Origin of the sequence: Halorussus limi (assembly GCF_023238205.1) — an archaeon.
GTDB lineage: Archaea > Halobacteriota > Halobacteria > Halobacteriales > Haladaptataceae > Halorussus > Halorussus limi.
Map to the genome: position 1 here is coordinate 1,861,246 of NZ_CP096659.1, position 25,953 is coordinate 1,887,198.

At 65.7% G+C, this 25,953-nt stretch carries 30 protein-coding genes and 1 pseudogene; 18 read left to right on the forward strand and 13 right to left on the reverse strand.

Annotated elements, in window-relative coordinates; genetic code table 11:
* Positions 1–93 precede the first annotated feature (93 nt).
* Genes pdxT through hisE form a run of 3 tightly spaced genes read left to right on the forward strand, consistent with a single transcriptional unit; the run spans position 94 to position 1,532 of the window.
* On the forward strand, positions 94–717 hold the full coding sequence (pdxT, locus tag M0R89_RS09570; RefSeq protein WP_248648857.1) for a pyridoxal 5'-phosphate synthase glutaminase subunit PdxT: 624 nt from the start codon (positions 94–96) through the stop codon (positions 715–717).
* Positions 718–753: 36 nt separating this feature from the next.
* Positions 754–1,206, forward strand: coding sequence for a bifunctional nuclease family protein (locus M0R89_RS09575; protein ID WP_248648858.1), 453 nt, complete (start codon positions 754–756; stop codon positions 1,204–1,206).
* Positions 1,203–1,532, forward strand: coding sequence for a phosphoribosyl-ATP diphosphatase (hisE, locus tag M0R89_RS09580; RefSeq protein WP_248648859.1), 330 nt, complete (start codon positions 1,203–1,205; stop codon positions 1,530–1,532). Before M0R89_RS09575 ends, hisE begins: the two co-directional genes overlap by 4 nt.
* Before the next feature lie 136 nt (positions 1,533–1,668).
* Here hisE and M0R89_RS09585 read toward each other — a convergent pair whose 3' ends face one another.
* Positions 1,669–1,986 carry an ASCH domain-containing protein gene (locus M0R89_RS09585; protein ID WP_248648860.1) on the reverse strand — a complete coding sequence of 106 codons (318 nt, stop codon included), beginning with the start codon at positions 1,984–1,986 and terminating at the stop codon, positions 1,669–1,671.
* 123 nt (positions 1,987–2,109) lie between these two features.
* Between M0R89_RS09585 and M0R89_RS09590 the strand changes: the two genes are divergently transcribed.
* From M0R89_RS09590 to nucS, 6 genes are all read left to right on the forward strand, one after another.
* On the forward strand, positions 2,110–3,129 hold the full coding sequence (locus tag M0R89_RS09590) for an AIR synthase family protein (protein WP_248648861.1): 1,020 nt from the start codon (positions 2,110–2,112) through the stop codon (positions 3,127–3,129).
* 52 nt (positions 3,130–3,181) lie between these two features.
* Positions 3,182–3,586 (forward strand): DUF7994 family protein, encoded by a 405-nt coding sequence (locus tag M0R89_RS09595; protein ID WP_248648862.1) that lies wholly within the window; start codon positions 3,182–3,184, stop codon positions 3,584–3,586.
* Between the two features lie 27 nt (positions 3,587–3,613).
* Positions 3,614–3,979, forward strand: a complete 366-nt coding sequence (locus M0R89_RS09600; protein WP_248648863.1) for a DUF5518 domain-containing protein — start codon at positions 3,614–3,616, stop codon at positions 3,977–3,979.
* 122 nt (positions 3,980–4,101) lie between these two features.
* Complete coding sequence (locus M0R89_RS09605; protein ID WP_248648864.1) at positions 4,102–4,476, forward strand: winged helix-turn-helix transcriptional regulator; 375 nt, start codon at positions 4,102–4,104, stop codon at positions 4,474–4,476.
* A gap of 339 nt (positions 4,477–4,815) precedes the next feature.
* Entirely contained in the window at positions 4,816–5,397 is a 582-nt protein-coding gene (locus tag M0R89_RS09610) for a DUF6735 family protein (protein ID WP_248648865.1), read from the forward strand.
* 72 nt (positions 5,398–5,469) lie between these two features.
* Positions 5,470–6,213, forward strand: coding sequence for an endonuclease NucS (nucS, locus tag M0R89_RS09615; protein WP_256478304.1), 744 nt, complete (start codon positions 5,470–5,472; stop codon positions 6,211–6,213).
* 16 nt (positions 6,214–6,229) lie between these two features.
* On the opposite strand, the gene M0R89_RS09620 is transcribed toward nucS, so the two are convergent.
* Positions 6,230–6,799 carry a DUF8102 family protein gene (locus M0R89_RS09620; RefSeq protein ID WP_248648866.1) on the reverse strand — a complete coding sequence of 190 codons (570 nt, stop codon included), beginning with the start codon at positions 6,797–6,799 and terminating at the stop codon, positions 6,230–6,232.
* A gap of 120 nt (positions 6,800–6,919) precedes the next feature.
* On the opposite strand from M0R89_RS09620, the gene M0R89_RS09625 reads away from it, so the two are divergent.
* Positions 6,920–7,726, forward strand: a complete 807-nt coding sequence (locus M0R89_RS09625) for a DNA polymerase sliding clamp (RefSeq protein WP_248648867.1) — start codon at positions 6,920–6,922, stop codon at positions 7,724–7,726.
* 33 nt (positions 7,727–7,759) lie between these two features.
* On the opposite strand, the gene mutS is transcribed toward M0R89_RS09625, so the two are convergent.
* Complete coding sequence (gene mutS, locus M0R89_RS09630; RefSeq protein WP_248648868.1) at positions 7,760–10,471, reverse strand: DNA mismatch repair protein MutS; 2,712 nt, start codon at positions 10,469–10,471, stop codon at positions 7,760–7,762.
* Positions 10,472–10,628: 157 nt separating this feature from the next.
* Here mutS and M0R89_RS09635 point away from each other — a divergent pair, with 157 nt between their 5' ends.
* Positions 10,629–10,997 (forward strand): thioredoxin family protein, encoded by a 369-nt coding sequence (locus M0R89_RS09635; RefSeq protein WP_248648869.1) that lies wholly within the window; start codon positions 10,629–10,631, stop codon positions 10,995–10,997.
* 231 nt (positions 10,998–11,228) lie between these two features.
* On the forward strand, positions 11,229–11,534 hold the full coding sequence (locus tag M0R89_RS09640) for a hypothetical protein (protein ID WP_248648870.1): 306 nt from the start codon (positions 11,229–11,231) through the stop codon (positions 11,532–11,534).
* Between the two features lie 424 nt (positions 11,535–11,958).
* On the opposite strand, the gene M0R89_RS09645 is transcribed toward M0R89_RS09640, so the two are convergent.
* Together M0R89_RS09645 and M0R89_RS09650 are read right to left on the reverse strand one after the other, a co-directional pair.
* The gene (locus M0R89_RS09645; protein WP_248648871.1) at positions 11,959–12,321 is read right to left on the reverse strand and encodes a DUF7344 domain-containing protein; all 363 of its coding nucleotides are present in this window, start codon (positions 12,319–12,321) and stop codon (positions 11,959–11,961) included.
* Positions 12,322–12,498: 177 nt separating this feature from the next.
* A complete protein-coding gene (locus tag M0R89_RS09650) occupies positions 12,499–12,888 on the reverse strand; it encodes a DUF7344 domain-containing protein (protein WP_248648872.1) in 390 nt (129 codons plus the stop codon).
* Between the two features lie 272 nt (positions 12,889–13,160).
* Between M0R89_RS09650 and M0R89_RS23430 the strand changes: the two genes are divergently transcribed.
* The 3 genes and pseudogenes from M0R89_RS23430 to M0R89_RS09660 form a co-directional block, all read left to right on the forward strand.
* Positions 13,161–13,304 (forward strand): hypothetical protein, encoded by a 144-nt coding sequence (locus tag M0R89_RS23430; RefSeq protein WP_368408824.1) that lies wholly within the window; start codon positions 13,161–13,163, stop codon positions 13,302–13,304.
* 378 nt (positions 13,305–13,682) lie between these two features.
* Positions 13,683–14,006, forward strand: coding sequence for a hypothetical protein (locus M0R89_RS09655; RefSeq protein ID WP_248648873.1), 324 nt, complete (start codon positions 13,683–13,685; stop codon positions 14,004–14,006).
* 137 nt (positions 14,007–14,143) lie between these two features.
* Positions 14,144–14,722: pseudogene (locus tag M0R89_RS09660) on the forward strand (DsbA family oxidoreductase); the annotation flags it as partial.
* A gap of 37 nt (positions 14,723–14,759) precedes the next feature.
* Here M0R89_RS09660 and M0R89_RS09665 read toward each other — a convergent pair.
* The 3 genes from M0R89_RS09665 to M0R89_RS09675 form a co-directional block, all read right to left on the reverse strand.
* Complete coding sequence (locus M0R89_RS09665; protein ID WP_248648875.1) at positions 14,760–15,875, reverse strand: hypothetical protein; 1,116 nt, start codon at positions 15,873–15,875, stop codon at positions 14,760–14,762.
* A gap of 113 nt (positions 15,876–15,988) precedes the next feature.
* Positions 15,989–16,750 carry an FAD-dependent oxidoreductase gene (locus M0R89_RS09670; protein WP_248648876.1) on the reverse strand — a complete coding sequence of 254 codons (762 nt, stop codon included), beginning with the start codon at positions 16,748–16,750 and terminating at the stop codon, positions 15,989–15,991.
* Positions 16,751–16,846: 96 nt separating this feature from the next.
* Entirely contained in the window at positions 16,847–18,163 is a 1,317-nt protein-coding gene (locus tag M0R89_RS09675) for an alpha-amylase domain-containing protein (RefSeq protein ID WP_248648877.1), read from the reverse strand.
* Positions 18,164–18,398: 235 nt separating this feature from the next.
* On the opposite strand from M0R89_RS09675, the gene gfo6 reads away from it, so the two are divergent.
* Entirely contained in the window at positions 18,399–19,484 is a 1,086-nt protein-coding gene (gene gfo6 / locus M0R89_RS09680) for a D-xylose 1-dehydrogenase Gfo6 (protein ID WP_248648878.1), read from the forward strand.
* A 163-nt stretch (positions 19,485–19,647) separates the two neighbouring features.
* Entirely contained in the window at positions 19,648–20,373 is a 726-nt protein-coding gene (locus M0R89_RS09685) for a class I SAM-dependent DNA methyltransferase (RefSeq protein WP_248648879.1), read from the forward strand.
* Between the two features lie 69 nt (positions 20,374–20,442).
* Here M0R89_RS09685 and M0R89_RS09690 read toward each other — a convergent pair whose 3' ends face one another.
* The 4 genes from M0R89_RS09690 to M0R89_RS09705 all read right to left on the reverse strand — a co-directional run bounded on the left by M0R89_RS09690 (position 20,443) and on the right by M0R89_RS09705 (position 24,410).
* Entirely contained in the window at positions 20,443–21,009 is a 567-nt protein-coding gene (locus tag M0R89_RS09690) for a DoxX family protein (protein ID WP_248648880.1), read from the reverse strand.
* A gap of 131 nt (positions 21,010–21,140) precedes the next feature.
* The gene (gene ubaA / locus M0R89_RS09695) at positions 21,141–21,956 is read right to left on the reverse strand and encodes an SAMP-activating enzyme E1 (protein ID WP_248648881.1); all 816 of its coding nucleotides are present in this window, start codon (positions 21,954–21,956) and stop codon (positions 21,141–21,143) included.
* A gap of 138 nt (positions 21,957–22,094) precedes the next feature.
* The gene (locus M0R89_RS09700) at positions 22,095–22,685 is read right to left on the reverse strand and encodes a 50S ribosomal protein L15e (protein ID WP_248648882.1); all 591 of its coding nucleotides are present in this window, start codon (positions 22,683–22,685) and stop codon (positions 22,095–22,097) included.
* Positions 22,686–22,862: 177 nt separating this feature from the next.
* Positions 22,863–24,410, reverse strand: a complete 1,548-nt coding sequence (locus tag M0R89_RS09705) for an Hvo_1808 family surface protein (protein WP_248648883.1) — start codon at positions 24,408–24,410, stop codon at positions 22,863–22,865.
* A gap of 273 nt (positions 24,411–24,683) precedes the next feature.
* On the opposite strand from M0R89_RS09705, the gene M0R89_RS09710 reads away from it, so the two are divergent.
* A complete protein-coding gene (locus M0R89_RS09710) occupies positions 24,684–24,830 on the forward strand; it encodes a DUF1328 family protein (RefSeq protein ID WP_368408868.1) in 147 nt (48 codons plus the stop codon).
* 19 nt (positions 24,831–24,849) lie between these two features.
* On the opposite strand, the gene M0R89_RS09715 is transcribed toward M0R89_RS09710, so the two are convergent.
* Positions 24,850–25,767, reverse strand: a complete 918-nt coding sequence (locus M0R89_RS09715; RefSeq protein ID WP_248648885.1) for a serine/threonine-protein kinase RIO2 — start codon at positions 25,765–25,767, stop codon at positions 24,850–24,852.
* Positions 25,768–25,953 lie beyond the last annotated feature (186 nt).

The window sequence follows — 25,953 nt, forward strand, 5'->3', positions numbered from 1 at the left end:
CGAGTGACCGTAAGTAAGGTCGCGGTCAAGCGACCGCACGTAGCCGATTGCCGAGACGCGCAACTTTTGAAGACCGACTCCGTACTCGCCGACATGACTCTCAAAGCGGGCGTCGTCGGAGTGCAGGGCGACGTGAGCGAACACGCCGAGGCCGTCCGGCGCGCGGGCGAGGCCCACGGCCGCGAGACCGAAGTCGTGGAGATTCGCGACAGCGGCCTCGCGCCCGAGTGCGACCTGCTCGTTCTGCCCGGCGGGGAATCGACCACCATCTCGCGCCTGCTCCGCGACGAGGGCATCGCCGCGGAGATAGTCGCCCACGTCGAGGCGGGCAAGCCGGTGTTGGCGACCTGCGCCGGCCTCATCGTCGCCGCCACCGACGCGGGCGACGACCGCGTTCGGACCCTCGACCTCGTGGACGCGACCGTCGAGCGCAACGCCTTCGGCCGCCAGAAGGACAGTTTCGAGGCTCCGCTGGCGGTCGAGGGACTGGACGAACCGTTCCCCGCCGTCTTCATCCGCGCACCGCTCATCGACGCGGTGGGCGAGGGCGTCGAGGTACTGGCCGAGTGGGACGGCCGCCCGGTCGCGATTCGGGACGGTCCGGTGGTCGCCACCTCGTTCCACCCCGAACTCACACCCGACTCGCGGATTCACGGACTGGCGTTCTTCGAGAACGACGGCGTGACCCTCCCCGAGCGACCGACCCCCGACCAGTAGGGCAGACTTTTCTTTCTGGCACCCGTCGGTAGGCGCATGGACGTCGACATCGACGCAGTGCGAGTCGCGATGACCGACGAGGGGCCGGTACCGGTCGTCGTCCTCGCGCCGGACGACGACGGCGGCGTACTTCCCATCTTCATCGGGTTCGAGGAGGCCGTCAGCATCGCTCGCGGCGTGGAGGCCGAGGACATCGGCCGACCGCTGACCCACGACCTCACCCTCGACCTCGTGGAGGAACTCGGCGGGCGGGTCACCCGGGTCGTGGTCTCGGCGCTGGAGGACAACACCTACATCGCCGACCTCCACATCGACACGCCGCGCGGCGAGGCCGAAATCGACGCCCGGCCGAGCGACTCGCTGGCGCTCGCGGCCCGGACCAACGCGCCCATCGAGGTCGCCGACGACGTGTTCGAGTCCGGACGGCGCGACCCCGCGGAGTTCGACGAGTTACAGGACATCCAAGACGTGGCGGAGTTGGGACCATGACCGGCGGACCGACCGGCGAGTCGGCCGACGACGCCGAGGACACCGCGGCCGTCCTCGACGAACTGTTCGCGGTCGTGGAGGACCGCAAGGAGACCCTGCCCGACGAGTCGTACACCGCCTCGCTGTTCACCCACGAGAAGGGCGAGAACGCGGTGCTGGAGAAACTGGGCGAGGAGACCACCGAACTCCTGCTGGCCGCGAAGGACGACGACCGCGAGGAGATAGCCCACGAGAGCGCCGACATCGTGTATCACCTGCTCGTCCTGCTGTCGATGAAGGAGATGGACCTCGCCGACCTGCGCGCGGAACTGCGCGAGCGTCGGTAACGCGGTCGGGTTTCGACTCGATTCTCTGGCGTTCGGTTTCTCGCGTTTCGACTTTCCTACCGTTCGCCAGTGGTCGGTGACTCGCTCGTACTCCGCCAGAATTGGCAATCACGCCGAACGAGAACGACTCCGAAATCTACGACTCCACCTTCTCGAACCGGTGCAACACGACGTCGCTGTCGTCGTCCCACTGGAAATCGTCGTGCGCCCGGTTCAGTATCTCGCGGTACTGCTCCAAGTCCCGCATGCCCTCCTTCCGGGCGTCTTCGTCGGTCAGGTCGCCGAGCGTCCGCTCGCGGACTTCCACGACCTCGAAGGCCTCGCCGTCCGCCTCGAACCGGTCGCCCTCCTCGGCGTACTGGCGTCCGCGGTGAATCTGTGTTATCTCGCCGTCTCTCGCGCCGCTTCGCATTCGGTCGTTCGGGAGCAGTGTGTCGGCTTCGATTTCGGCCATGGTCGTGCGTTCGGACCGGACCGGGAAAGTGGTTCGGTCCGTTCGAGTCGCCCGGCCCGCTCGCTCGGACTCGCGCGCTTCGGAACCAGCACCGATTAGTCCGCGCCGACACAACCCCCGCCAATGACCGACCTCGGCAAGGTAGACCGCGCGTTCTTCGACCGGTACATCTACCCCAACCTCGGGGCCGACCGCGACGACGTGGCGCTCGGACCGCAACACGGCGTGGACTTCGGCGTCGTGGAGGTCGGCGGACGGGCGGTCGTCCTCGCGAGCGACCCCCTCTCGCTCGTCCCGGCGCTGGGGTTCGAGAAGGCCGGGTGGTTCGCGGTCCACGTCGCGCTCTCGGACGCCGCGGTCTCCGGAATCCCGCCCTCGCACCTCTCGGTCACGTTCACGCTCCCGCCCGAGATGACCGACGAGGAGTTCGGCGCGGTCTGGGAGGCGTTCGACCGCGAGGCCAGCGAACTCGGGGTCAGCGTCGTGACGGGCCACACCGCCCGCTACGGCGGGTGTCGGTACCCGTGGGTCGGCGGCGCGACCACGCTGGCGGTCGGCGACCCCGAGGAGGTGGTCCGGCCCGACGGCGCGACGCCGGGCGACCGCCTCCTCGTGACGAAGGGTCCCGCGGTCGAAGTCGCTGGTTTTCTGGTCACGCTGTTCGAGGACGCGGTGGACCTCCCCGATTCGACCGTCGAGGCGGCCAAGGAGCGGTTCTGGGACATGAGCCCGGTCCGGGACGCGCTGACCGCCGCGGCCGCCGGTCCCGTCACCGCGATGCACGACGCGACCGAGGGCGGCCTCCGGGGCGCGCTGGTCGAACTCGCCGAGGCGGGCGGCGTCCGCCTCGACGTGAACTCGTCGGCGGTACCCGTCTTGCCGGGCGTCGCGGAGTCGTGCGACTTCTTCGGCATCGACCCGTGGGCCGCGACGAGCGAGGGGACGCTCCTGCTGACGGTCGAGTCCGGCGGCGCGGCGGACGTGCTGGACGCCCTCGAATCCGAGGGTATCCCGGCGGCCGAAATCGGCGAGGTCCGGGAGGGAGAGGGCGTCTTCGTGGACGGCGAGCGCGCCCGGAAACCCGAGTCCGACCCCTCGTGGGCGGTCTTCGAGGAGTACGCAGAGAAAGTCGGCTTGGAGTGAGCGCGGTCGGTGGGCACCGGGATTTATCGGGGACATCGACGTACTCGCGGACGTGAAACGCGTCTGGTTCGCGGTCGTCGGCGTCTTTTTCGCCCTCTTCGGCGTCGGGTTCCTCGCAGCGTTCGGCGTCGAATCGCTGGCGGACCCGACCGCGCTGGCGACGCTCGCGCTCTGGTTCGGCGCGTCGGCGCTGTACGTCCTCGGCGGTCTCGACGCCCCGGTCGGGGACCTCCGGTGGTACCAGTCTGTCGGTCTCGGGAACGTCTGTCTCGGCCTCCAGATGGTCGTGCGGGTGCCCTCCGAACTGGCCGGAGTGTCCGGCGACTTCGAACCTCTACTCGCCGCGCTCGCCGGGGGAGTGGGCGGCCTGACGCTGGCGTACATCGGTCTCGACTGGTTCCGCGGCGGTCGCCACTTCGACCTCTCGGCGTTCGAGGAGTCGCCGACCAACGCTTAACCGCGCGGAGAACGTATGCGGACCGGTATGACGAACTGGTACGCGGTCGGCGTCGGATTCGTCGTCATGAGCGTGGTCGGCATAGTCGGTCTCGCCGTCCCGGGACTCGGCCAACTCACCGCGGGACTGGTCGGCGGGTTCGTCGCCGGGTACGTGGCCGCGGGCGGGGCCGGACGCGGGGCGTGGCACGGCCTGCTCGCGGGGTCGCTCGGGGGAATCTTCGTCGCGGCCGTCCTCGGCGTCGCGGTCACCGCCGCCGGCGTGGCCGGGTTCGGTCCCTTCGGGTCGCTCCTCGGCGGCGGGGCGTTCCTCGTCGTCCTTCTCGTCGCGCTCGTGATGGGACTGGAGAGCGCGCTCGCCGGGGCGCTCGGCGGGTGGATAGCCGAGGAGTGAGTCACCGGAAAGGGGCCGAGGAATCGGGGGACCGGCGACGCCCAGATTTTCCGCGAGCAGTTACCCTCGGTAACTAGATTGGTACGGGTAACTTTTAGACGGCGGGCCGAGTACCTGCGCCCATGAGCGACGCCGACGAGCGACTCTCGGTGTGGTGCGCCGGAAAGGACTGGTGTCCCATCACCTCGACCGCGACGTTGATCGGGAAGAAGTGGCACCCCGTGGTCGTCCACCGACTCCTTCAGGGCGGCCCGATGGGGTTCAACGAACTCAAAGACGACGTGGACGGCATCTCCAGCAAGGTCCTCTCGGACAGCCTCGACGACCTCGAAGAGAAGCGACTGGTAAACCGCGAAATCGTGAGCGAGAAACCGGTTCGAGTGCAATACTCGCTGACCGAGCGCGGCGAGTCGCTCGAATCGCTCATCGAGGAGATGCACGACTGGGGTGCCGAACACCTCACTCCGGCCGACGAGAAGGACGGCGCCATCTCGTGACTTCGACGCGATAGCGGTCGAACTCCTTCGCCGAACCGACACTCGGGGAAACTGCCGATTTACGGTCCGAGAGCGGTTGCTAGTTTTCTGTCCGAAACAGAGGTGAGGAGTCTGATGGTTCGACGAGCGACGAATCCGGCCAACGCGACGAGCAACCGCCTCTGAGTCGCCCCTTCTCGCCGGAAATACCTGATTTCATATCGCAACAAATGATTTATCGCGGGTTCGCGCGCCGGGTCGAGGGGGAGACGGTGCCGGGCGCGAAGTCGAGAGGACGCCGACTCCGCGGTCCCCGACCTCGCGTACGTTTAAACCGGAGAAAGTGACGAACCTCGCTCGATGGGACACCGCGCACTCCTCGCCTATCGACGCGACGACGCGACCGACCGCTCGACTGACGACGCAGGCGATTCCGCGGCCGAACGCGGCGACTCCGCCGACCCTCCCGACGCCGCCTACGACCTCCACCGCTCGCACTGGGGCGGCGCTGAGTTCGCACTCCTCGACCGCATCTCGGCCGACGCGCCTTACGCCGCCGACACGCGATTCGCGGTGGACCCCGAGCCGATAGCGACCGCTCGCTCGCTGGCCGACGCTGCGGCGAACCACCTCGATTTCCTCCACCACGAGGCGTTCTACCGCGTCTCCGCGGACTACCGGCCCACCGCGTTCCACCCGGTCTGGTTCGGTCTGGAAGTCGACAGCGATACCGTCGAGCGGAGTGAGACGGTCGGACACGGCGCGCTGGTCGAAGCGGTCCCCGAAGACGCGAACTACTTCCGCGGGTGGGTCCGGGGGACGAAGGCGGTCGTCGGGGAGATGGTGGACCGCGGGGCGCTCGGCCGCGGCGCGGCCGCCGATTACCTCGCCGACCGCGTTCGCTCGTGGACCGACGACCGGGAGGTGATTCTCCCCGGCTAATCCGCGCTCGGACGGTCCTGCCACCCGACCGACACGCGCCGCTTTAGTGCGCTCGCCGCCTACCTACTGCCAGTGACACTCGCAGACGGCGACCCCGCGGCGGCCGACGCGCTCCACCGGCCCGACCCCGAGACGGCCCGCCAGCGCATCGCGACCGCCATCGACCGCGCCGACATGATAACCGTCTTCGGACGCTGTACGGTCGAGTACGAGGGCCGGGCCGCCAGCCACCTCGGGCCGGGCGACAGACTGGTCGTCCTCAAACCCGACGGCACCGCGCTGGTCCACACCGACGAGGGCCAAAAGCCGGTCAACTGGCAACCGCCGGGGTGCGCCCACGAGGTCCGCCTCGCCGACGGCGAGGTCCGAATCGAGAGCCGCCGGACCGGCCCGGAGGAGGAACTGACGGTCGCCTTCGAGCGGGTCGAGCAGGTCTCGACGTTCGACGTGACCGACGAGCGCGACCTCTCGCTGTCGGGCACCGAGGAGGACCTCCGCCAGCGGATTCTGGACGACCCGGGCCTCGTCGAGGAGGGATTCGAACCCCTCGCCACCGAGCGCGAGACGCCCGCCGGAGCGGTCGACATCTACGGCAAGGACCGCGAGGGCGCGACGGTCGTCGTGGAACTCAAGCGCAAGCGCGTCGGCCCGGACGCGGTGGGCCAACTCGACCGGTACGTCGAGGCGCTGGAGCGGGACCTGCACGCCGACGCCGAGATTCGCGGGATTCTCGTCTCGCCCTCGGTGACGGAACGCGCGAGGACGCTACTCGGCGAGAAGGGGTTGGAGTTCGTGTCGTTGGGGCCGCCGGAGTGAGCCTCCGACCCGACGCTCAGAAGTTGGTCACCTTCGACTGAATCCGCCCGTCGTCGACCTCCGGCGTGGAGTCGTCGGCGTCTCGGAAGTACCGGGCCAACTCGTCCATCCGCACTTCGTCGCTCTCGTGGAGGAACGCTATTTCGGTGAGTGACAGGCTCTCTCCCCGCTCTAGCTTGTGTCGCAACTGTTCGGCGGTGAGCGACTGGAACGTCAGGTCGAGTCGCACCGTCGCGGCCCGGTCGTCACTCGCCTCCGCGAGGTTGACCGCCTCGCTAAGGACCGTCTCGAACTCGAGGTCGGTGTCCTTGGTTACTCGGTAGAGGAAGGCGACGGCGGACACCAGCGCGTCGAACGCTTCGGTACCGTCCGCGCTCTCGAACTGATTCTCTACGACGAGTCGCCGGTCTCGCTCCGAGAGACACTCTACGAGCACCTCGAAGTCGAGAATCGCGTCGTGAATACGTTCGCGAATTCTCGCCCGTGCATTCCGCTCGGATTGGACGCTTGCGAACTCCGTCTCGCCGCGTAGGTACGCTCGGTCGGCCTTACTCAAGATACCGCGGTCTCGCTCATCTCCACTCATACTCCGTATTGGGTTATAGCCTCGATTATAGGGATAAAAATATAACTGGTTTCTGATTATGTATCTGTTTATACACCTAATGCTTATATGTCTGCTCTCTGACTCTACCGACGCCCAATCATGAGCGAATCAGCTCCGGACACGAATTCCAGCGACGCGGCCGACGCACCGACGCGACCGTTCCGTGCTATCGTGGACGCCGACGCGATACAGATGGCCGTCGAGTTGGTCGACGCGCTGTTCGACGAGTGTCACCTCCGTTTGGAAGCGGAGGGCCTCAGAATGGCTGGCGTCGACCCGGCGACGGTCGCTTCGGTCGAACTCACCCTCGGACGCGCCGCGTTCGAGTCGTACGAGACTACCGGCGTCCACACCGGTGTGGACCTCTCTCGCCTCGGGGACGTGGTTCAGATGGCCGACAGCGGTCAACTCGTGGAGTTCGACCTCGCGTCAGAGACGCGCACGCTCGAAATCCACATCGACGGCCTAGAGTACACGCTCGCGCTGCTCGACCCGGAGACGATTCGACGGCCGCCCGATAGTCCGAGCGGCGGATTCGACTTCGCCGGAGAGGTGGTCGCGGACGCCGACGACTTCGACCGGGCCGTCCGGGCCGCGGACATGGTCTCGAACCACCTCGCGCTCGGCATCGACGACGACGAGGACGCCTTTTACGTCGAGGCGACGGGCGACACCGACGACGTGTCGCTGGCGCTCCCCGCCGAAGACCTCGCGGACCTGACCACGGGCGAGGCCCACTCGCTGTTCTCGCTCGACTATCTGACTGCCATCGACCGCGCGATGCCCACGGACGCAGAAATTCGGCTCCGCCTCGGAATCGAGCAACCGGCCACTATCGCGTACGAGTTCGCCGACGGCGCGGGGTCGGTCGAGTACGTCGTCGCGCCGCGAATCTCCTCGCACTGACTCTCCGACGGACCGTCCGCTTTCCGGTGGCGGTTACTCCACTTCGCGTTTCAGTTCCGCCAGTTCGTTCATCGCCTCCAGCGGCGTCATCGTCGCCACGTCCACGTCTCGGAGTCGCTCGGCGAGTTCGTCGGTCGCGCCGTCGGCGATGGCCTTCGGTGCTGGTTCGGGGGCTTCTCCTTCGGACTCCTCGGTCCCGTCCTCGACGTCCACGTCTGCCGCCTCCGCCTCCGCGAGCAGTTCCCGCGCCCGCCCGACCACCTCGTCGGGCACCCCGGCCTCGCGGGCGACCTGCACGCCGTACGAGGCGGTGGCCGCGCCCCGGCGCACGTCGTGGTCGAAGACCACCTCCTCGTCGGTCCCCTCGGCCGCGAAGTGGAGGTTGAACGCCCGCGGCAGGTCGGCCGCGGTCTCGGTGAGTTCGTGGTGGTGGGTCGCGAAGAGGGTCAGCGCGCCCACCTCGTCGTGGACGTGTTCGGTCACGGCGCGGGCGATGGCCAAACCGTCGGTCGTGCTGGTGCCTCTACCCACCTCGTCCAGCAGGACCAGCGACTCGTCGGTCGCGCCCTCCAGAATCGCGGCGAGTTCGGTCATCTCGACCATGAACGTCGAGCGACCCCCGGCGATGTCGTCGCTCGCGCCGACGCGGGTGAACACGCGGTCCACCGGCGCGATGCGGGCGCTCGCCGCCGGGACGAAACTCCCGGTCTGGGCGAGGACCGTGACGAGCGCGACCTGCCGCATGTACGTCGATTTGCCCGACATGTTCGGGCCGGTGATGACCGCGAACGACTCGTCGGAATCGAGGTGGGCGTCGTTGGGCACGAACGACTGCTGGGTACGCTCGACGACGGGGTGGCGACCGCCCTCGATGTGAATCCCGTCGCCGCCGATTTCGGGTCGGGCGTAGTCGCGGGTGGCGGCCACCTCCGCCAGCGCGGCCAACACGTCGAGGCGGGCGAGCGCGTCGGCGACGGCCTGCACTCGCTCGGACTCGGCGGCGACCGTCGCCCGGACCTCCCGGAACAACTCGTGTTCGAGGTCGTCGGCCCGGTTCTCGGCCCGCAGAATCTCGTCCTCGCGCTCCTTGAGTTCCGGCGTGTAGAACCGCTCGGAGTTCTTCAGGGTCTGTCTGCGGTTGTAGTCGTCGGGCACCGCGTCGAGGTTCGGGTTCGTCACCTCGATGTAGTAGCCGTGGACCGAGTTGTGCCCGACTTTCAGCGAGTCGATGCCGGTCCGCTCGCGCTCTCTGGCTTCGAGGTCGTCTATCCACGCCTTGCCCTCGCGCTCGGTGTCGCGCAGTTCGTCGAGTTCGTCGTCGTACCCCCGGCGAATCACCTCGCCCTCCGTGATTTCTCTCGGCGGGTCCTCGCGAATCGCGCGGTCTATCAGGTCCCGCACGTCCGCGAGTTCGTCCAAGTCCTCGCGGAGTTCGACCAGTCGCTCGGACTCGAAGTCGGCCATCGCGGCCTTCAGGTCGGGAACCACGTCCAAGGTGGCTTTCAGCGACCGCAGGTCCCGGGCGTTGGCCCGGCCCCGCGAGATGCGAGCGATGAGGCGCTCGATGTCGTACACGTCCCGCAACTGCTCGCGGGCCTCCTCGCGGGCCTGCACGTCGTGAGTCCACTCCTCGACCGCGTCGAGTCTCGCCTCGATGCGGTCGGCGTCCAACAGGGGCCGCCGGAGCCAGTCTTTGAGTTTCCGACTCCCGAGCGCGCAGGCGGTCTCGTCCAACACGCCGAGCAGGGTCACGTCGGCGTCGCCGTGGACCGTCCGGCGCTCGAACAGTTCGAGACTGGAGAGCGCCACCCGGTCTAGAAGCATGTACTCGCGCGGTTCGTAGCGAGTCAGGTGGTTGAGGTAGTCGAGGCGGCCCCGCTCGGCCGGGCCGGTCTCGCTTCCCTCGTCGCAGTCTTCTTTTCCTTTGCCGCCCTCGCTTCCGTCACTGTCCTCATTTCCGACCCTGTCCTCGCTACCTTCCACGCCCCCGCGGGTGTACTCGGCGTAGGCCAACAGGGCACCGCAGGCCCGCACTTCTGCGTCGTGCGCGAGCAGCGTGTCGGGGGACCCGAAGTACTCCGAGACGCGCTCGCGGGCCGCCTCAGAGTCGAAGGCGGCCGAATCGTAGGGCGAGACCATGCAGTCGGCGTCGAAGAGGTCCGCGGTGGCCTCGGCGGTCGGTTCCACGATGGCCTCCGCCGGCGCGAACCGACTCACCTCGTCGGCGATGGCCTCCTCCCGGCGGGCGCTGGTCGCGTAGAAGTCGCCGGTCGAGACGTCGAGCAGGGCGAGCCCGTAGCGCTCGTAGTCCTCGGTCAGGCAGGCCACGAAGTTGTTGTCGTCGGTGTCGAGCAGTTCGTCCTCGGTCAGCGTGCCCGGCGTCACGATGCGAGTCACCGCGCGGTCCACGACGCTCGTGGTCTCCTCGGGGTCCTGCACTTGGTCGGCGACCGCGACCCGGTAGCCCGCGTCGAGCAGGGTCTCGATGTACGACTCGGCGCTGTCGATTGGGATGCCCGCCATCGGGTAGGTGCCGGTCGAGTCCTCGCGCTGGGTCAGCGCGATTTCGAGCAGTCGGGCGGTCCGCTCGGCGGCCTCACAAAATGTTTCGTAGAAATCTCCGACCTGAAACAGCACGAGCGAGTCGTCGTACTGCCGACAGAGCTCGAAGTACTGACTCATCATCGGCGTCAGCTCGTCCTCGTTTTCGGCCATCTTCTCGGGTGGCCCCAACGCCGCGTCCATGGGTAGAGTACACGGACTGCGGACCGAAATACCCCTCGGAACCGAGCGACGGCACGGGCCCGCAACGTGTCTCGTCGGTCCGCTCGCGACCGACCGGATACCCCGCGAACGCGCCGGTGGCGGAAGGGCTAACCTTCGCAAGCGAGTAGGACTCGGCGTGACCGACACCGACGCAATCACCCGCGAGAAGCCGGTTCACCTCGCCGACGAAGCGGAGTTGGACGCCTTCGTCGCCGAACACGACCTCGCGCTGGTCGACTTCTACACGAAGGGCTGTTCGCTCTGTCAGGCCATCGAACCCGTGGTGGGCAACGTCGCCCGCGCGACCGACGCCGCGGTGGGGATGCTCAACCCCCGCGACGACCTCTCGCTCGTCGAGGCCCACGACGTGCGGAGCGTGCCGACGCTCCTGCTGTTCGAGGACGGCGAACTAGTGGGCAGGATGGCCGAGGGGTTTCAGGGGACCGAGTCGGTCGTGGAGTTCGTGGAGTCGCGCGGGCGGACGACCGAGCAGTCGGACGAGTAGTCTTGCAGTTCGGCTTCGGTGTCTCCCCGGTCTCTTCGACCGCTTAGCGGACCGCGAGCGCGGCGACGCCAGCGAGCACGAGCAGCGCGAACGTCCACCTCCGTCCGGAACGTTGGGCCATAGCTACTCGTCGGACGCCGGTGTTGAAACTTCGCTGGCCGGTGCCGCAGATGGGCTTTTGACGCCGTGGCGTGAACCTTCAGGGGTGCCGTCTCTGGAGACCGACCCGCGATGAATGACGCACTGCTCGCGCTCGCCTCGAACGAAGGTATCTTCGGCGTGCCCCACGGCATCCTGTCGTCGCGCGACGAGTGGATTGCGCTGGGAATCGGGCTGATAGCCGTCGCCTTCGCGGTCCTCTACGACGGCGACGTGGACCTGCGTCCGTTTCGGACCGCGGCCGTGGTGGGCATCGTCGTCTCGCTCGGTCTCTCGGTGCTCGCGCCGCCGATAGTCACCGACGAGTGGCACGTCCCGCTGGTCGTCCTCGTCCTCGCGCTTGGGGCGGCGTACGCCTACCGCCGCCGGGACCGATAGCGGAAATCCCGGCCGTCGGTGGGTGACTTTTGAGGCTTCGACGCCAACACGCGGTATGAGCCAGCAATCAGCCGACGAGTTGGTCGTCTACTCCGATTACGTCTGCCCGTTCTGCTACGGAAGTAGGAATCTTCTAGAAGAGTAGCTCCCCTTGCTTGGCAGCGAAGTAGGGTCTCCCTTTGTTTACCAGTAGTTGGTAGCACGGTTTCTTTATTCAGAACCGTCTGTGTAATCGCCACGCGATTTAGAGCGTGGGTTGAGCGATATAAAGGGTGATGAACTCGCACGTATCCCCCACAATAGAGTTATCTGTTAGTCGCCTCCATCATCAATGTGAGGGAGTGAGACCAGCCAGCAGTAATGACTGGTCTCGTTGGGACTCCCTCAACACTCCTGCATTGCCACGTCATTTCGTGAAGACGGGTTACTCGGTGAGCGTGACCAAGAGGTCGTCAACGAGTTCGCCGCCGCGATACCGAACGGTGCCGGTTCGTGCGTCAAAGTCGATGATACTCTCGTCTGCTAATCGCGGCAGTATCTTGTGGTGAAGGTCGACCAGTACGGAGTCACGGTCGCCAGCCTCGGGGTCGTGCGTGAGTACATTGTCGGCAATCTTATCGACCGAGAACACTGTTTCAGGTTCCGTGTGAAGCGTTTTGAGAACGTAGCGCCGCCGTTGATTCCTGAGTAGGTCGAACGCTTGATTCAACGTGGAGTCGTTCATCGTACCGAGGTTTGGCCCACCGTTCCATTCATACATCTCGGCGTCAGAATCAGTATTAGACATACTCTACACTTGGCTCTTTAGATAGAAATAGTCACAAGGTTTTCACTCTTCTTTCCTTTTTGATTAAGTGGGTGAACCAACACCGTTGACCGGCCAATACACACCACCAATTGAGCGGAACCGGCAAGCCAGTTACGGACTATCTACTGAATAAAGAAACCGTATTACCAACTACTGTTATGGGTAGTTATCGATAGTCGCCGCGATGTCGAGGGCGTCATCAAGGAGGTCCGGTGCATAGGTACAACAGACGGTCTCACTTCGTCGGTCATAGTCAATGAGGCCGTAGTCATCGAGTTTCGGGAGATGAATCTGGACGAGGGTTGTCTTGACCTGTTTAATGGCCTCCGGCGTCATCTCGTTTCGTGGGATGTCCTGCTCGAACACGGTGAGGTGACTGGCGAGGTCATCGATAGAGGCCTGTTCGTGGTCACGTAAATAGTAGAGGACGCACCGCCGTCGTTGGTGGGCAAGCGCTCCAAAGATTCGAGTCGGGAGCGATGTGCCACCGTCGCTGACGACCGGGGTTTCTTGTTGTCTCCCTTGGTTGAACTCATCGTCAGACATCCTTCTAGGAAGTTAGAGGACTATGACCTAAAATGTGTGGGGTGGTGCCATACCTCACTTTTAATGCTGGCTACAACACGGGCGGTCGTAGCCGCAATCCGAAACTCATACCACGAACTTCTCATCGGAACTCCGGTCATGTCTCAGTACCCTGAGTGAACGGAAGGGAAGCCTCGACAGGAACCCACCTTGTCTAGACGGTTGGTTGTAAGCGACTGACGATTCATGTGACGAACGGTTCCGTTCGAAAGATCGACGGAACTGGCCGTCTAGTGGCAGACATCATTGCGAGCGTTGCCGCCGAGGAGCGGCGTCAGCTTATTCGTCGGACAGAATCGGGACAGAGACGCGCCCGAGAAGAAGGGAAGTGGCTGGGGCAGGTCCCGATAGGATTCGTTCGGACTCTGGGTATCTGAAGCCGAATCTAACCCCGAACTACGATAATGGAGAGACCGGGTTTTTCGACGTGGTAGATGCATTAGAGCGTGTTGAAGCTGGGGAGTCGTACAACAAGACGGCCTCAACCCCACCAACATTACCCGGCAGACGCTTGCGAAAATCTATCAAGACGACAATCGGCGGGAATGGTACATTGAGGGTAAGACAGAGGACGAACGTGTGCAGGACGCTCTAATGGACGTGGAAGCCTAAATACGAACAGATTGCAACAAGATTGAAACATTGCCTCAGACGGCTCTGTTGAAACCTTCCGCTACTGAGAGTGAGTAGGTGATGAGCAATTCAGAGCGTGAATTGACCGATAGACCGATTTCCGTTGCGCTGATAATGCGGGTATGGTTGAGAGGCAACTCGTATTCACCTTCCTACAGTTAGTGGCGCTCTCGCTTCCTGCATTCGCCATTCTCCTGCAGATAATGGTCGAATCCGAGATGCCGTATACGTACTGGGCAGTACCGATAACGACCGCCGGGATGGGACTGTTTCTCATTGGCGGTGCTATCGTTGTCGTAGAACTCATGTTTGCCACCGCAACGACTACCGCGACGGTGGCATTGGGGTTCGCCCTCCTTGGGATATTCAGTATGCTCATCGGAGTCAGTCTTATCGGTTTGCAAACGGGAGCGGAACAACGCCGTCTTCGAGACAGTGGGGACTGACCGGAGGGGTTCACTGAATAGTACGCACCACACATTGATGATTTCAGTTACTATCAAGTCCAGAAAGTTTCAAAAGGGCCGTAATCACATTCCCGGGCTTCCACTAGTCCTGACGTACTAGAGGATTCCTACTTCCCTGCTACCTCGGGAAGGCCGCGATGGAAGAGTACATCGAACAGAACGACGACGCTCCGGCGGTAGAGTGGCGATTCTACGACCTCCGGGGGTACAAGCGCGCGCCCGACGGGAGCATCAACCACGACGTCGACGACGGCAAGGACGACGACTACTTCGCGCAGGTCCGGGAGAACGTCGAGCGCCTGAAAGACCGGTACGACGTGGAGATGGACCTCGACTTCTCGAAGGACGTGGACTCGTGGAACGCCCAGCAGGCCGCGCTCTACGTCCGACAGACCGAGGGCGAGGAGACCTTCCTGACGTTCCACGAGGCGGTCTTCGAGGCGCTCTGGCAGGACGGTCGGGACATCGGCGACCCGGAGGTGCTGGCCGAAATCGCCGAGGACGTGGGTCTCGCCGGGGGCGAAATTCGGGACGCGACAGAGGACGAGACGCTCGAAGCCGAACTCCGCGAGCGGTTCAAACAGGCCCAGCAGGCCGGCGTGTCGGGCATCCCGACCTTCGTCTACGAGGGCCACGCCGCCAGAGGCGCGATTCCGCCCGAACAGTTCGAGCGACTGGTCAAAGGCGGAGCGTAGTCGCGCTGATTCCGGTTCTCGTTCTCCTCGCCGTCCGCTACGAGTGCAGACTCCGCCGTCCCGCCCGCGCTAGATTTCCGGCCAGCAGAGCCACGCTGGTCACGAAGAACAGCGCGCCGACCGGCGACGCGAGGTCCACGAACAGCCAGTAGAGCGGCGCGGCCGCGGCCGGACCGACCGAGACGACCGCCAGTTCCGCGACGACCGGACCACAGCAACAGCAGGCGTTCGGCGCGGCCACCGCCGCGGTACCCGTGGTGACTTCCGCGCTCCCGGTCGCGTCGTTCGCGCGCCACTGGTACGCCAACAGCGCGGCGTTCAGGCCGACCAGCACCGCGACGGTGCCGACCATCCCGACCATCCCGACCGAGAGGACGCCGCTCAGCGGCGTCGTCCCGAGGAAGTCGTGGAAGTGGAACTCGACGCCGGGCCAGTAGACCAGCGGGTTGGCGACCCGCGCGGTCGTGACGAAGTCCTCGCTCAGGTCAACGCCACCGCCGGGTTCGGGCACGAAGGTCAACATCCCCATCGAGAACGCGAAGAACAGGCCCGCAATGGTGCCCGTACCGGCGCCGAACCACCTGCTCGGGCGGTCGGCCAGCGCGCGACCGAGCAGGCCGCTCGCGTCGCGCCAGACGACGTAGCCGACGGTCGCAAGCACCGCCGCGGCCAGCAGGTAGCCGACCGGGTTCGTCAGCGACCCCGGCACGATGACGGGGTACGCGACCCACAGGCCCAGCAGCATCCCGAGCGCGGCGTACCGCGGTCTGTCGGGCCACCGCATCCGACCGACGACGAGGCTCCCGACCACGATTGCGAGGCCGATGCCGAGCGTCAGCGGTCCGAACCACGCCCGCGAGATGGCGGGTTGGCTCGCCGCCAGCGTCTCGACCGGCGAGAGTTGGACCAATCCGACCGCGCCGGTCGCGGCCACCGCCAGTCCGGCGAACGCGCCGCCGAGCGCGACGGTCGCCGAGGTCCGGCGCCGGGCGTAGGCGCTCCCGACCGCCGCCGCGACGCCGACGAGGAGGACCGCCAGCGCGAGCCACTGGGGCATCGGCGGGGCCGCCTCGCCGCCGTGAGCAGACGCGACCGGGACCGCCGCGAGCGCGGCGACCACCGTCGCGCCGCGCGCTGTCGAACGAGTGTGCATACTCCATCGTCGGTTTCGGGACGGTATGTATGCGTTGCATCCGCCCGGACCGCCCCGTCTCGCTCGCGGTCCCGGACGGGAGCCGTCTGCTCCGAACCGTGCCGATTCGGCCGTTACTCGTCGTCGGCCACGCTCGGGTGCATCTCCGGTTCGTCGTCGCGCGGTTCGTCGAAGTACTCGCCCATCGCGTCCAACGACTCGGCCTCGCGGCGCTCGCGCTCGTCGTCGCCTATCTCCTCGCACCCCGGCGGCACGTCCCGGCCGCGGCCGGTGAAGTACCGCTCGGGAGCGACCCAATCGTGGTAGAACGGCCGGTCGTCGTCTTCGAGGAGCGTCACCCCGACTTCGGCCCCGTGGCCGGCGGCCACGATTGCCTGATGGGGCTTGCCCGCGAGTCGCCCGGCGGCGTACAGCCCTTCGACGCTGCTCCGGCCGCGCTCGTCGGTCGAGACGAACGTCTTGCCCCGCTCGACCAGTTCCAGCGCGTCGAGCGAGTCGAGGTAGTCGGTCGCGTTCTTCGTCGCCGCGACGACGTACCGCGACCGATACTCGTCGCCGTCTCCGGTCTCGATTCGGAAGCGATCGTCGCTCGCGGCCGTTCCACCGTCGTCGGCCCTGCTCACGCGCGTCACCTCGGCTTCCCGGAACTCGCACCCGGCGCGCTCGGCCTGGTCGGCCATCGCGTCGAGCAGGAGGCGGGCGTCCACTCCCGCCGGGAACCCCGGGTAGTTCTCCAGTCGAGCGTTCCGCCGGAGGATGGAGCCGCCAGCGTCGAGAATTAGCGTTTCGAGGCCGTTCCGCGCCGTGTAGATGCCCGCCGACCGGCCGGCGACACCGCCGCCCACGACGACCACGTCGTACGTGTTGTCTGGCATGGTTCTCGGAGTCGCCTCGGCGCGGGAGGCCAATAGCGTATTCGATAGAGGGTCGCTCTCCGGAGGACGCCGGTGGCGTTCGACCACGACGTCCGACTACGGTGCGAGCGCAACGTAGCCCTCCGGCGGGATTGAGACTTCGGCGTAGCCGTTCCCGTCGGCGCGACTGTTCTGGTCACCGGTGTAGTCGTTGAGGTCCCTGTTCCGCCAACTGGTGTAGGCCGAGCGCGTCTGCCAACTCGTCGAGTTGTTGATGCCGACGAGGACGTTGTTGTACCGCTCGAAGACGTACACGTTCGAGTCGGTGACGCGGTCGTAGGCCGCGCCGCCGGCGAGGTTGTTCCGAATCCAGAGCAGGTTCCCGATGGCGTCGTCGCCGACGCCGTAGTCCTCGCTGTAGACGCGGGGATACCCCTCGTAGGTGAGAATGAACGCGTGCGCCAGCAGCGACTGGGCCGGGTCGGGACTGTCGTGGTTGCCCGCGAAGGTCAGCGCGCTGTACGGGTCGCGGTTGACGAACCCGGCCCCGGCCAACTTGCTCATGTCGCCGCCGGGTCCGTAGAACACCTCGTTTTTCATCACGTGGTAGAGTTTGTAGTCGGTGACGGACATTCCGGTGTCGGCGTACCCCTGCAGGTAGTCCAGTTTCGACTTGCCGTCGTACGATTCGGGGATGACCTCGCCGACGGTGTAGACGTCGCTCGCCCAGTGGTTGGCGTAGTCGGCGAAGAACGACTCGGGGACGTGTTTGGCGGCGTCCCAACGGATACCGTCCACGCCGACGTCGCGGTACTTGTCCACGTACTTCTTCAACTCGCCCCGGACGTACGACGACTCGTGTTTCAGGTCGCGCAGGCCGACGAGCCAGCACCCCTCGACCGAGTAGTCGCTGGAGTAGTCGATGTCGCACTTCGGGTGGAAGTCGTCGCTGCCGAACTGCGGGATATCGTCGAGCGTCACCTTCCGCTCGAAGGTGTCGCCGCCCGCGGCCATGTGGTTGACGACGGCGTCGGCGATGACGTCCAGTCCCTGATTGTGGGCCTCGTCGACCATCGACCGGTACTCCGACTCGGTGCCGAACTCGCTGTCGAAGTTCAGGAGGTCGATTGGCTGGTAGCCCAGCGGCGGGTCGTACTTCTCGCCCGTGTACTCCCGTTCGTGCTTGTAGACCCGACTGAACTGGGCGGGCGGGACCTGTATCGCGTCGTAGCCCTGACCGGCAATCGTCGAGAGGTCGCTCTCGATGGTCGCCCAGTCGGTGTGGTAGTACTGGTACGCCGCGCCCGACCCGACCGCGGCCGCGTCGCCCGTGGCGAACTTCGCGCCCGCGGCGGCCGCACCGAGCGCACCGATTCCTTTCAGCACGTTCCTCCGGGGGATACTGTCACCGTCTCCCTTGGTTATTCTTGGCATCCGTCTGTGAACGTGTGACGAAATAGTATAACATTTTCTCAGGCTCGCTTAAATTTCCACTCTGGGATATATTTATATTACCTACCGCCTCCCGGCGGAGTGCCCGGCGAGAACTACTTTCGGGCGTGGAGACGGTCGCTCTCCGAGCGAATCGGTTCTCGTTCGGGCGGGACGACTACCGGCGGCGGTTTGCCCGTGTCGAAAGCTACGTCAGAGTGGACCACGACCGTCCGCTATGGACCTGAACGCCCTCTCGGAGTTCGCTCGCCGCGACTGGGAGACCGAAACCGACCACGACCCCGTCCGGTTCGCCATGATAGGACTGGGATGGTGGACCCGCGAGGAGGCCATCCCCGCGACCGAGGAGAGCGACCGATGCGAGACTACCGTGGTCGTCAGCGGCGACCGCGACAAGGCCGAGGACGTTGCCGAGGCGTCCGCGAACGCGGATGTCGCGCTGACCTACGACGAGTTCCACGACGGCGAGGCGACCGACGAGTACGACGCCGTCTACGTCGCCACGCCGAACGCCAAGCACCTCGAATTCGCGGAGTCGGCCGCCGAGTTCGGCAAGGCCGTCCTCTGCGAGAAACCGATGGAGGCGACCCCCGAACGCGCCCGCCAGATGGTCGAGCGCTGCGAGGGCGAGGTGCCGCTGATGGTCGCCTACCGCATGCACACCGAACCCGTCGTCCGCCGGGCGCGCGAACTCGTCGCCGACGGGGCCATCGGCGACCCCGTACTCGTCCACGGAAGCATGTCCCAAGACCTGCTGGAGATATTCTCGAACCCGGACCAGTGGCGACTCGACCCCGACCTCTCGGGCCCCGGCGCGTCGGTGATGGACTTGGGCATCTACCCGCTGAACACCGCGCGGTTCGTCCTCGGCGCCGACCCCGTCGAGGTCTCGGCGTTCGCTCGCTCGGAGGGCGAGGCGTTCTCCGACGTGCCCGACGAGGCCGCCACCTTCGAGGTCCGGTTCGACGACGGCACGCTCGCGGCCTGCTCGGCCAGTCAACACGCCGTCCGGTCGAGTCACCTCAGGGTCGTCGGCACCGAGGGTGAGGTCAGCATCGAACCCGCGTTCTTCGACCGCCAAGACCGGCAGTTCGCGCTCGAAGTCGACGGCACCCGCGCGAACGTCGATTACGAACAGGTCGACCAGATGCTCGAAGAGTTCGACTACTTCGCCCATCAGGTCCGGACCGGCGGCGACTTCCACGCCGACGGCCGCCACGGTCTCGTGGACATCGAGGCCCTGCACGCCATCTACGAGAGCGCCGAGAGCGGGTCGGCGGTGACCGTCCTCGCCGAGGACTGACTTCCTCCGGGGATTGACTTCTCCATAGGAGTCCGACTCGTCGCCCAACGCGACCGAAATGCGGTCCGCTGGCTTCGGAGACACGACCGAAACGCGGACCGCCGGCGCCTGAGGGCCGACACAGCCAATATTTATTACAAAACGAAGAGGATGTTGTGTAAGGATGGGAAGCCAGTTGTTCGAATCGTACCCGGAGGTGTACGACGCGCTGTACGGCACGAAGGATTACCGCGGCGAGAGCCAGTTCTTCGCCGAGACGTTCGCCGAGCGAGGGTCAGCGACGGGCGAGAACTGCCTGATTCTGGGATGCGGCACGGGCCGTCACGCGAAGCACCTCTCGGAGCGCGGGTTCGACGTGACCGGAATCGACAGGAGCGAACCGATGGTCGAGACCGCGCGGACCCGGTCCGACGCGGAGTTTCGCGTCGGCGAACTCCCCGACGTCGAACTCGCCTCCGACGCCTACGACCTCGTCCTCCTGCCGTTCAACATCGTCAACTACCTGGAGTACGGCGACCTCGAACCGACGATAGCGACGGTCGAGGACGCGATAGCGCACGGCGGCGTCCTCGTCTTCGACACCGCGACGGTCCCCGACGAGGGGACGATGTATCTCCAGTCGGAGACCGCCGGCGAGGGCGACCACGCGCGTCTCGTCCAGATGCGACCCGCGGGCGAAAACCGGGCCCGATGGAACTCGATAGTCTTCTCGGAGGCCGCGCCCTCGGGTTTCTTCGTGGACAACGTGACCCTCGCGCTGTACGACGACGAGTACGTCGGCGACGTCCTCGACAGTCACGGGTTCGAGTTCACGTATCGGACGGACTACGGCGAGGCGACCGAGACGCAGGAACAGATTTCGATATTCGTCGCCGAGTACGTCGGGTGAGCGCGGCGCTCGTCTCTCTCGCCGGTCGGACGGGGCGTCGGTCGCGCCGGGCCGACGATAAAAGAGCGTTCAGCCGAGGACGTAGCCGAGTTTGGGGTAGCGCTCGACCAGCGCCTCGCCGTCGATTTCGTACTGTTCGATGACTGCGTCGAGTCCGAGGATGCGGCCCGCGCCGAACGCCGCCACCGCGAGGAACACGAGCATGTACGCGAAGTCACCGTTGATGAACCCGTGGGCGACCTCCCAGTTGCCGAAGTAGAACATCAGCATCATGAACGCGCCGAAGAACGCCGCGAGGCGGGTCAGCGCGCCCACCAGCAGGCCGAGACCGATGAGGAATTCGCCCCACGGGACCGCGAGGTTGACGAACTCCACGAACCACGGGGTCTGGCCCATCCAGTGGAACAGGCCCGAGAGCGGGCTAGCCGCCGTGACGTGGGTGAGGTAGCCCGCGGCGCTGAACGGTTCGGCCGCCGTGAGCTTGTCCCACCCCGAGTAGAGGAAGGCGTAGCCCATCATCAGGCGAAGCGCGACGACGAACCACGCGCTCAGGCTGTGTGCCCGTCCGTGGACCGTGACGCCGCCGATCGTGCTCTCGAACTCGTTCGCTCGGGTGTTGATGTCGTTAGTGGTCATCGTCGTTCACCTTACACTCGAATAGACGGCCGGAGAAGGCATATAAGCGGGTAGTGGTTCTCACGTTCCGGGAATAAGAGTCCGACGACGAACGCGTTCTGTCCGGACGGCGCTCTCGTCGCTGCGCGCCGTCAGTCGGCGTTCACGGGGCACGACTCGTCGGCGTACTCGACCCGCGACAGCGAGTCGATGGGGTCGTCGCCACAGACCGGACACTCGGGGTTCTCTCGGAACTCGACCTCCTCGAAGGTCATGTCCATCGCGTCGTAGAACACCATCCGACCGTCGAGGACCTCGCCCGCGCCGAGGAGGTACTTCACCGTCTCGGTCGCCTGAATACAGCCGAGCGTGCCGGGAAGCACGCCGAGGACGCCGGTGCTCGCGCAGTCGGCGACCATCCCCTCCGGCGGAGCTTCGGGGAACAGACACCGGTAGCACGGCCCCTCCGTGGTGAACGTCGTGACCTGCCCCTCGAACTTGTAGATGGCACCGTGGGAGAACGGCGTCCCCGAGAGCGTGCAGGCGTCGTTGACGAGGTAGCGCGTCCGGAAGTTGTCGGTCGCGTCCACCACGAAGTCGTAGTCCGCGACGAGGTCCTCGGCGTTCTCGGGTTCGACCCGGACCTCGTGGGTTCGAACGTCCACGTCGGGGTTCAGGTCGGCCACGAAGTCGGCCGCCGACTCGACTTTCGGCCGGCCGACGTCGTCGTTACCGTGGATTATCTGGCGCTGGAGGTTGCTCAACTCCACCTCGTCGTCGTCGGCGACGCCGAGGGTGCCCACGCCCGCGGCGGCGAGGTACTGGATGGCCGGTGCGCCGAGTCCGCCCGCGCCGATTACCAGCACGGCGGCGTCGAGCAGGGCCTGCTGTCCGTCGGGACCCACCTCGTCCATGATGATGTGCCGCGAGTAGCGGTCGAGTTGGGTCGAGTCGAGCGAGAGGCTCATGGCCGGGAGTTGGGCGGTCGCGTGCTTAAATCCGCGGTCGAACGACTCCGCTGTGCGGTCGGTTCCTCGGATAAAAAGTGACGTTTTCGCGGGTGCGAAGCGTGCGACGTATCCGCGCTACTTCGCGGAAAATCCGCGCTACTTCGCGCGACCCTGACCGCCGTTGTTGCTCGGGCGGTTGTGCTCGGTGCCCTTACCGCGCTGCTGGAGACCGCGGTTGCTCTGGCCCGCGCTGGTGAGGCCGCGGAAGGCCCGACCCTTGTGGGAGTCGTCGCAGATCCAGTTGAGGTCGTCGTCGTTCTCGATGGCCGGATGCTCGGGGTCCAGCAGAATCACTTCGAACCACTTCTGGCTGCCGTCTTCGCCGACCCAGTAGGAGTTGAGCACGCGCAGGTTCTTGAACTTCCGACTGGCGCGCTCCTCGCCGATGCGCTGGAGGTTCTTGCGTCGGTAGATGCGGTTGACACCCTGCCGCTTCGAGCGTCGGCCGGCCTTGAACCGCTCCTTGCGGGCCGACCCCTTGCGCACGCTGACGCGAGCGACGACGACGCCCTGCTTCGCCTTGTAGCCCAGTTCGCGGGCCTTGTCGAGGCGGGTCGGGCGCTCGATGCGCTCGATAGCGCCTTGGTCGCGCCATTCCTGCTTTCGCTGCCACTGGAGCTCGGCGAGATCGCCGTCGCCGGGGTCCTTCCACGCGTCCTTGATGTGTGAGTAGAAGCTCTTTGCCATGGTTATCACCACGGGCGTTGCGTGGTTCAGCCAACGAATCCCGACGATTCGCAGGCCACATTCCGTCCCGCGGCCGGGCGATGCGCGGCGCGAAGCCACGGACATCGCCGCCGGCCCACAGGTGCCCGCTGGTGCCCGTCTCCCAGCGAGTTACGCGGGAATTCTCGTCGTCGGGGTTTAAGAACTTCGGATTGGCCCGAGCGCGGACGACGACGATTCGTTGGCCGCGGGCCCGTACACGCCCGAAAGCTGTTCGACCGTCGGCGCGTTCGCGATTACGACCTTGTCCCCGCGGCGTTCGACGTAGAAGGCGTCGGAGAACTCGCGGCCCTCGGGGATGACCCACGCGTTGTTCCGGCCTTCGACCCGGTCAGCGCCGTGAATCCGGAGCAGGTCCCGGTAGGCTCGAACGAACTCTTTAGCGTCCGCCGACGAGTCCCACGCCGACTTCCAGACGTACCCCGTCTCGCCGTCGGGCGTCGCCTCGTTGGTGTAGACGACGAGTTTGTCGCCGTCCCACCCCGCGGTGTACGGGTGACTGTAGTTGTAGCCGTCGAGGGTCGTCGCGTTCGACTCGGCGGCGCTCCCGAAGAACGATTCGGGCGGAATCACCGACTGGTTACCTTGTGAGGCGATTCCGGGGTAGACGAGCGTCGTGAACAACCCCGCCTCGCCGAGTTCGGCGTAGTCGACGCTCCCCTTCACGGTGAGTTTCTCCCACTCGTCGTTGCTCCGGTCGCGGACGGTGACCCGGGACGGTCGGTCCTCCCCGTACAGTTCGGGGTGGATTATCTGCTCGGTGCTCTCGGGCGGGTCCTCGTACAGCGCGTTCACGCCCTCCCATCCCGACGCGTTCCGCACCGAGGCGACGAACGGCGGGCCGTCGCTGTACGGTTGGTACTTCAGCAGGTACGCGCCCACGTTGGCGAGGCTTCCGCTCCCGCCGCCGGGGCGACCCTGCTCGGTCCCGTAACAGGTCCAGTTATCGCCGCACCGTTGCTGGTAGCGGTACTGGACGTAGTTCGCGTCGCCCTCGACCAGTCCGTCGATGGCGTTGTGCTGTTCTCGCGTCGGGCGCTCGAACTCCGAGAGGTCGAAGTGCTGGTCCTGTAGCGCGTGAACGAGTTCGTGGGCCAGCGTGAGTTCGTCTATCCGCGGCGCCCCCGCCGCGTCCGAGATGACCACGATTCGGTCCTCGGTCGGCGTGTAGAAGCCGCCGATCGAACTGCCGGAGTTGCGCTCCTGCACGGCGATCGAGTCGGCGGACTCGTTGATGAGGAACATCGCCTCGTACTTCGCGTTGTCGAACGTCCTGCTCGCGGCCGAGACGGTTCCGCCACCGCTCGACTGCCTGAACCGCTCTCTCGATATCACGCTGACCGGCACGCGCTTCCGGAACTCCAACTGCCGGATGCGCTCGACGCGAGCCATCGCCAGCGACACCGTCTTCCGTCGCTCGGACTTGTTCAGACCATTTTGCTGAGACACGGAGAGCGATTCGTTGTACCAGTAGCCGTTCTCCCACCCCAGTACGTCGGTCTCGGGGTCCGGTGGCGCACCGTCTTGCGCGGACGACACACCGCCTCGGTCTCTCGGCGCGTCGGCGCGCGCGGCACCGTCGGCGTCCGCGACGCCGTCAGCACCTGCGGCAGCCGCCGGAACCGCGGCGAAGGTCGTGACCCCCGCCGCCACCACGAGGAGTGCGAGCGTTAGCTCCTTTCGCATGACTACGCATCCGTACCTTCGTGAGGCGGAAGTGACTTCGGGCCGTTCGCGGGCCAGAAACCGCTTCGGGCCGCTGAGACGGGGAAACCTCGGATTATCGCTACCGTTGCAGACCGTTTCACGTCGCCCGTTCGACCCGCGATTCGCCCGGAGAAATTAGCCACCTGATAACTAAGCGCCCGGAGGCCCGATGAACGACCATGTTCGGAGCAATCCAAGAGGCGAGCGCGACCGATTCACAGACCGTCGTCCCGGGTGGTCGATAACATGGCGATTCTCGAACTCGCCATCGCTTTCGCGGTTCTCGCGATAATCGCGGGGGCGCTCGGTGCGGGCGGCGTCGCGGGACTCTCGATGGACATCGCCAAGTGGCTGGTCATCGCCTTCCTCGTGCTGGCCGTCGTCTCGTTGGTCATCTGACCCCGGTCGGCAATCGGGGTCACTCGTCGGGCGCGTAGTCGCGCACCGACTCGAAGTCGCCGTCGGCGATAGCGTCCGCCAGCGCGTCGGTGTCGACGTCGTCGGGGACGAGTTGGGGGTACTTCCGTCGGAAGTAGCCGACCACGTTGTCCACGTCGCGTCGGAGGAACTCCTCGGCGTTCTCGTGGTCTGTCGGCGTCGCTTGGGGCCAGTCGAAGATGGTGATGCCCTCGGTGTTGACGAAGACGTTGTACTCGCTCATGTCGGCGTGGACGTAGCCCTCGGCGTAGGCGTCGGCCATCTCCGAGAGGACGAGGTCGAGAATCGGGACCACCTGCTCGTCTTCGAGTTTCGTCCGGGAGAGTTCCACGCCGTCTATCTTCTCCATCACGATGGCGTGACGGTTGTGGTCCACCGGTCGGGGAACCGTCACGTCGGGGTAGAGCGCTTCGAGGGCCTCGTACTCGCGCTCGGCGGCTTTCCGGGCGGTGTAGAGCCACGAGACGTGTTCGCGGTCGGACGTGTAATCGCGCTCTTTCATCACCTCTCGGAAGTTGGTGTACCCCTCGCGGTGGTACTTCAGCGCGAGCGGTTTGTACGACTGGACCTCGTAGACGTCGCTCTCCTTGCCGACGCCGAGGGGCGACCCGAACCCCTCCACGCTGTCGCGCTCCGCGAAGGTGTGGAGCGCCAGCGCGTCGTACCCCTCGAACTTGAGCCGGTAGCCCTCGTACTGTATCGTCTGGCGCTCGACGAGTTCGCGGTCGAGACACCGGTCGAGTCGGTAGTCGACCTCCTCGGCGGTCAGCCGCGAGAACTCGGGAATCTTCTCGCGGGCGACCCACTCCGAGAACCGCATCCCCTGCTCGATGCCCGACAGCAGGTGGAAGTCCTCGGGTTCCAACTCCGTCAGCATGCCCGCGACGTTCTGAACCATCACGGTCACGTAGTCGCCCGGCGGATAAAAGCCCCGCGCAAGCGAGAGATGATTCTCGAAGTGGGAACCGAAATCGGACCTCACCCCTACGCCATCTCCGGGTATCAGACGAGAACTGGGCCGGCGCGTCCCAGATGACGTAGCGACTCGCTAGCTCCCCGTCTCGAAGATAATAAACTAAGTACT

What these genes read in the sequence shown, in the direction of transcription:
- M0R89_RS09715 (WP_248648885.1), bottom strand. Translation starts at nt 25,767, where the DNA reads ATGGTTCAGAACGTCGCGGGCATGCTGACGGAGTTGGAACCCGAGGAC.
- M0R89_RS09675 (WP_248648877.1), bottom strand. Translation starts at nt 18,163, where the DNA reads ATGCCAAGAATAACCAAGGGAGACGGTGACAGTATCCCCCGGAGGAAC.
- hisE (WP_248648859.1), top strand. Translation starts at nt 1,203, where the DNA reads ATGACCGGCGGACCGACCGGCGAGTCGGCCGACGACGCCGAGGACACC.
- M0R89_RS09670 (WP_248648876.1), bottom strand. Translation starts at nt 16,750, where the DNA reads ATGCCAGACAACACGTACGACGTGGTCGTCGTGGGCGGCGGTGTCGCC.
- M0R89_RS09600 (WP_248648863.1), top strand. Translation starts at nt 3,614, where the DNA reads ATGACGAACTGGTACGCGGTCGGCGTCGGATTCGTCGTCATGAGCGTG.
- M0R89_RS09585 (WP_248648860.1), bottom strand. Translation starts at nt 1,986, where the DNA reads ATGGCCGAAATCGAAGCCGACACACTGCTCCCGAACGACCGAATGCGA.
- M0R89_RS09665 (WP_248648875.1), bottom strand. Translation starts at nt 15,875, where the DNA reads ATGCACACTCGTTCGACAGCGCGCGGCGCGACGGTGGTCGCCGCGCTC.
- M0R89_RS09685 (WP_248648879.1), top strand. Translation starts at nt 19,648, where the DNA reads ATGGGAAGCCAGTTGTTCGAATCGTACCCGGAGGTGTACGACGCGCTG.
- M0R89_RS09605 (WP_248648864.1), top strand. Translation starts at nt 4,102, where the DNA reads ATGAGCGACGCCGACGAGCGACTCTCGGTGTGGTGCGCCGGAAAGGAC.
- M0R89_RS09610 (WP_248648865.1), top strand. Translation starts at nt 4,816, where the DNA reads ATGGGACACCGCGCACTCCTCGCCTATCGACGCGACGACGCGACCGAC.
- M0R89_RS09650 (WP_248648872.1), bottom strand. Translation starts at nt 12,888, where the DNA reads ATGTCTGACGATGAGTTCAACCAAGGGAGACAACAAGAAACCCCGGTC.
- M0R89_RS09640 (WP_248648870.1), top strand. Translation starts at nt 11,229, where the DNA reads ATGAATGACGCACTGCTCGCGCTCGCCTCGAACGAAGGTATCTTCGGC.
- M0R89_RS09700 (WP_248648882.1), bottom strand. Translation starts at nt 22,685, where the DNA reads ATGGCAAAGAGCTTCTACTCACACATCAAGGACGCGTGGAAGGACCCC.
- pdxT (WP_248648857.1), top strand. Translation starts at nt 94, where the DNA reads ATGACTCTCAAAGCGGGCGTCGTCGGAGTGCAGGGCGACGTGAGCGAA.
- M0R89_RS09655 (WP_248648873.1), top strand. Translation starts at nt 13,683, where the DNA reads ATGGTTGAGAGGCAACTCGTATTCACCTTCCTACAGTTAGTGGCGCTC.
- M0R89_RS09575 (WP_248648858.1), top strand. Translation starts at nt 754, where the DNA reads ATGGACGTCGACATCGACGCAGTGCGAGTCGCGATGACCGACGAGGGG.
- ubaA (WP_248648881.1), bottom strand. Translation starts at nt 21,956, where the DNA reads ATGAGCCTCTCGCTCGACTCGACCCAACTCGACCGCTACTCGCGGCAC.
- M0R89_RS09645 (WP_248648871.1), bottom strand. Translation starts at nt 12,321, where the DNA reads ATGTCTAATACTGATTCTGACGCCGAGATGTATGAATGGAACGGTGGG.
- gfo6 (WP_248648878.1), top strand. Translation starts at nt 18,399, where the DNA reads ATGGACCTGAACGCCCTCTCGGAGTTCGCTCGCCGCGACTGGGAGACC.
- M0R89_RS09705 (WP_248648883.1), bottom strand. Translation starts at nt 24,410, where the DNA reads ATGCGAAAGGAGCTAACGCTCGCACTCCTCGTGGTGGCGGCGGGGGTC.
- M0R89_RS09625 (WP_248648867.1), top strand. Translation starts at nt 6,920, where the DNA reads ATGAGCGAATCAGCTCCGGACACGAATTCCAGCGACGCGGCCGACGCA.
- mutS (WP_248648868.1), bottom strand. Translation starts at nt 10,471, where the DNA reads ATGGACGCGGCGTTGGGGCCACCCGAGAAGATGGCCGAAAACGAGGAC.
- M0R89_RS09590 (WP_248648861.1), top strand. Translation starts at nt 2,110, where the DNA reads ATGACCGACCTCGGCAAGGTAGACCGCGCGTTCTTCGACCGGTACATC.
- M0R89_RS09620 (WP_248648866.1), bottom strand. Translation starts at nt 6,799, where the DNA reads ATGAGTGGAGATGAGCGAGACCGCGGTATCTTGAGTAAGGCCGACCGA.
- M0R89_RS09690 (WP_248648880.1), bottom strand. Translation starts at nt 21,009, where the DNA reads ATGACCACTAACGACATCAACACCCGAGCGAACGAGTTCGAGAGCACG.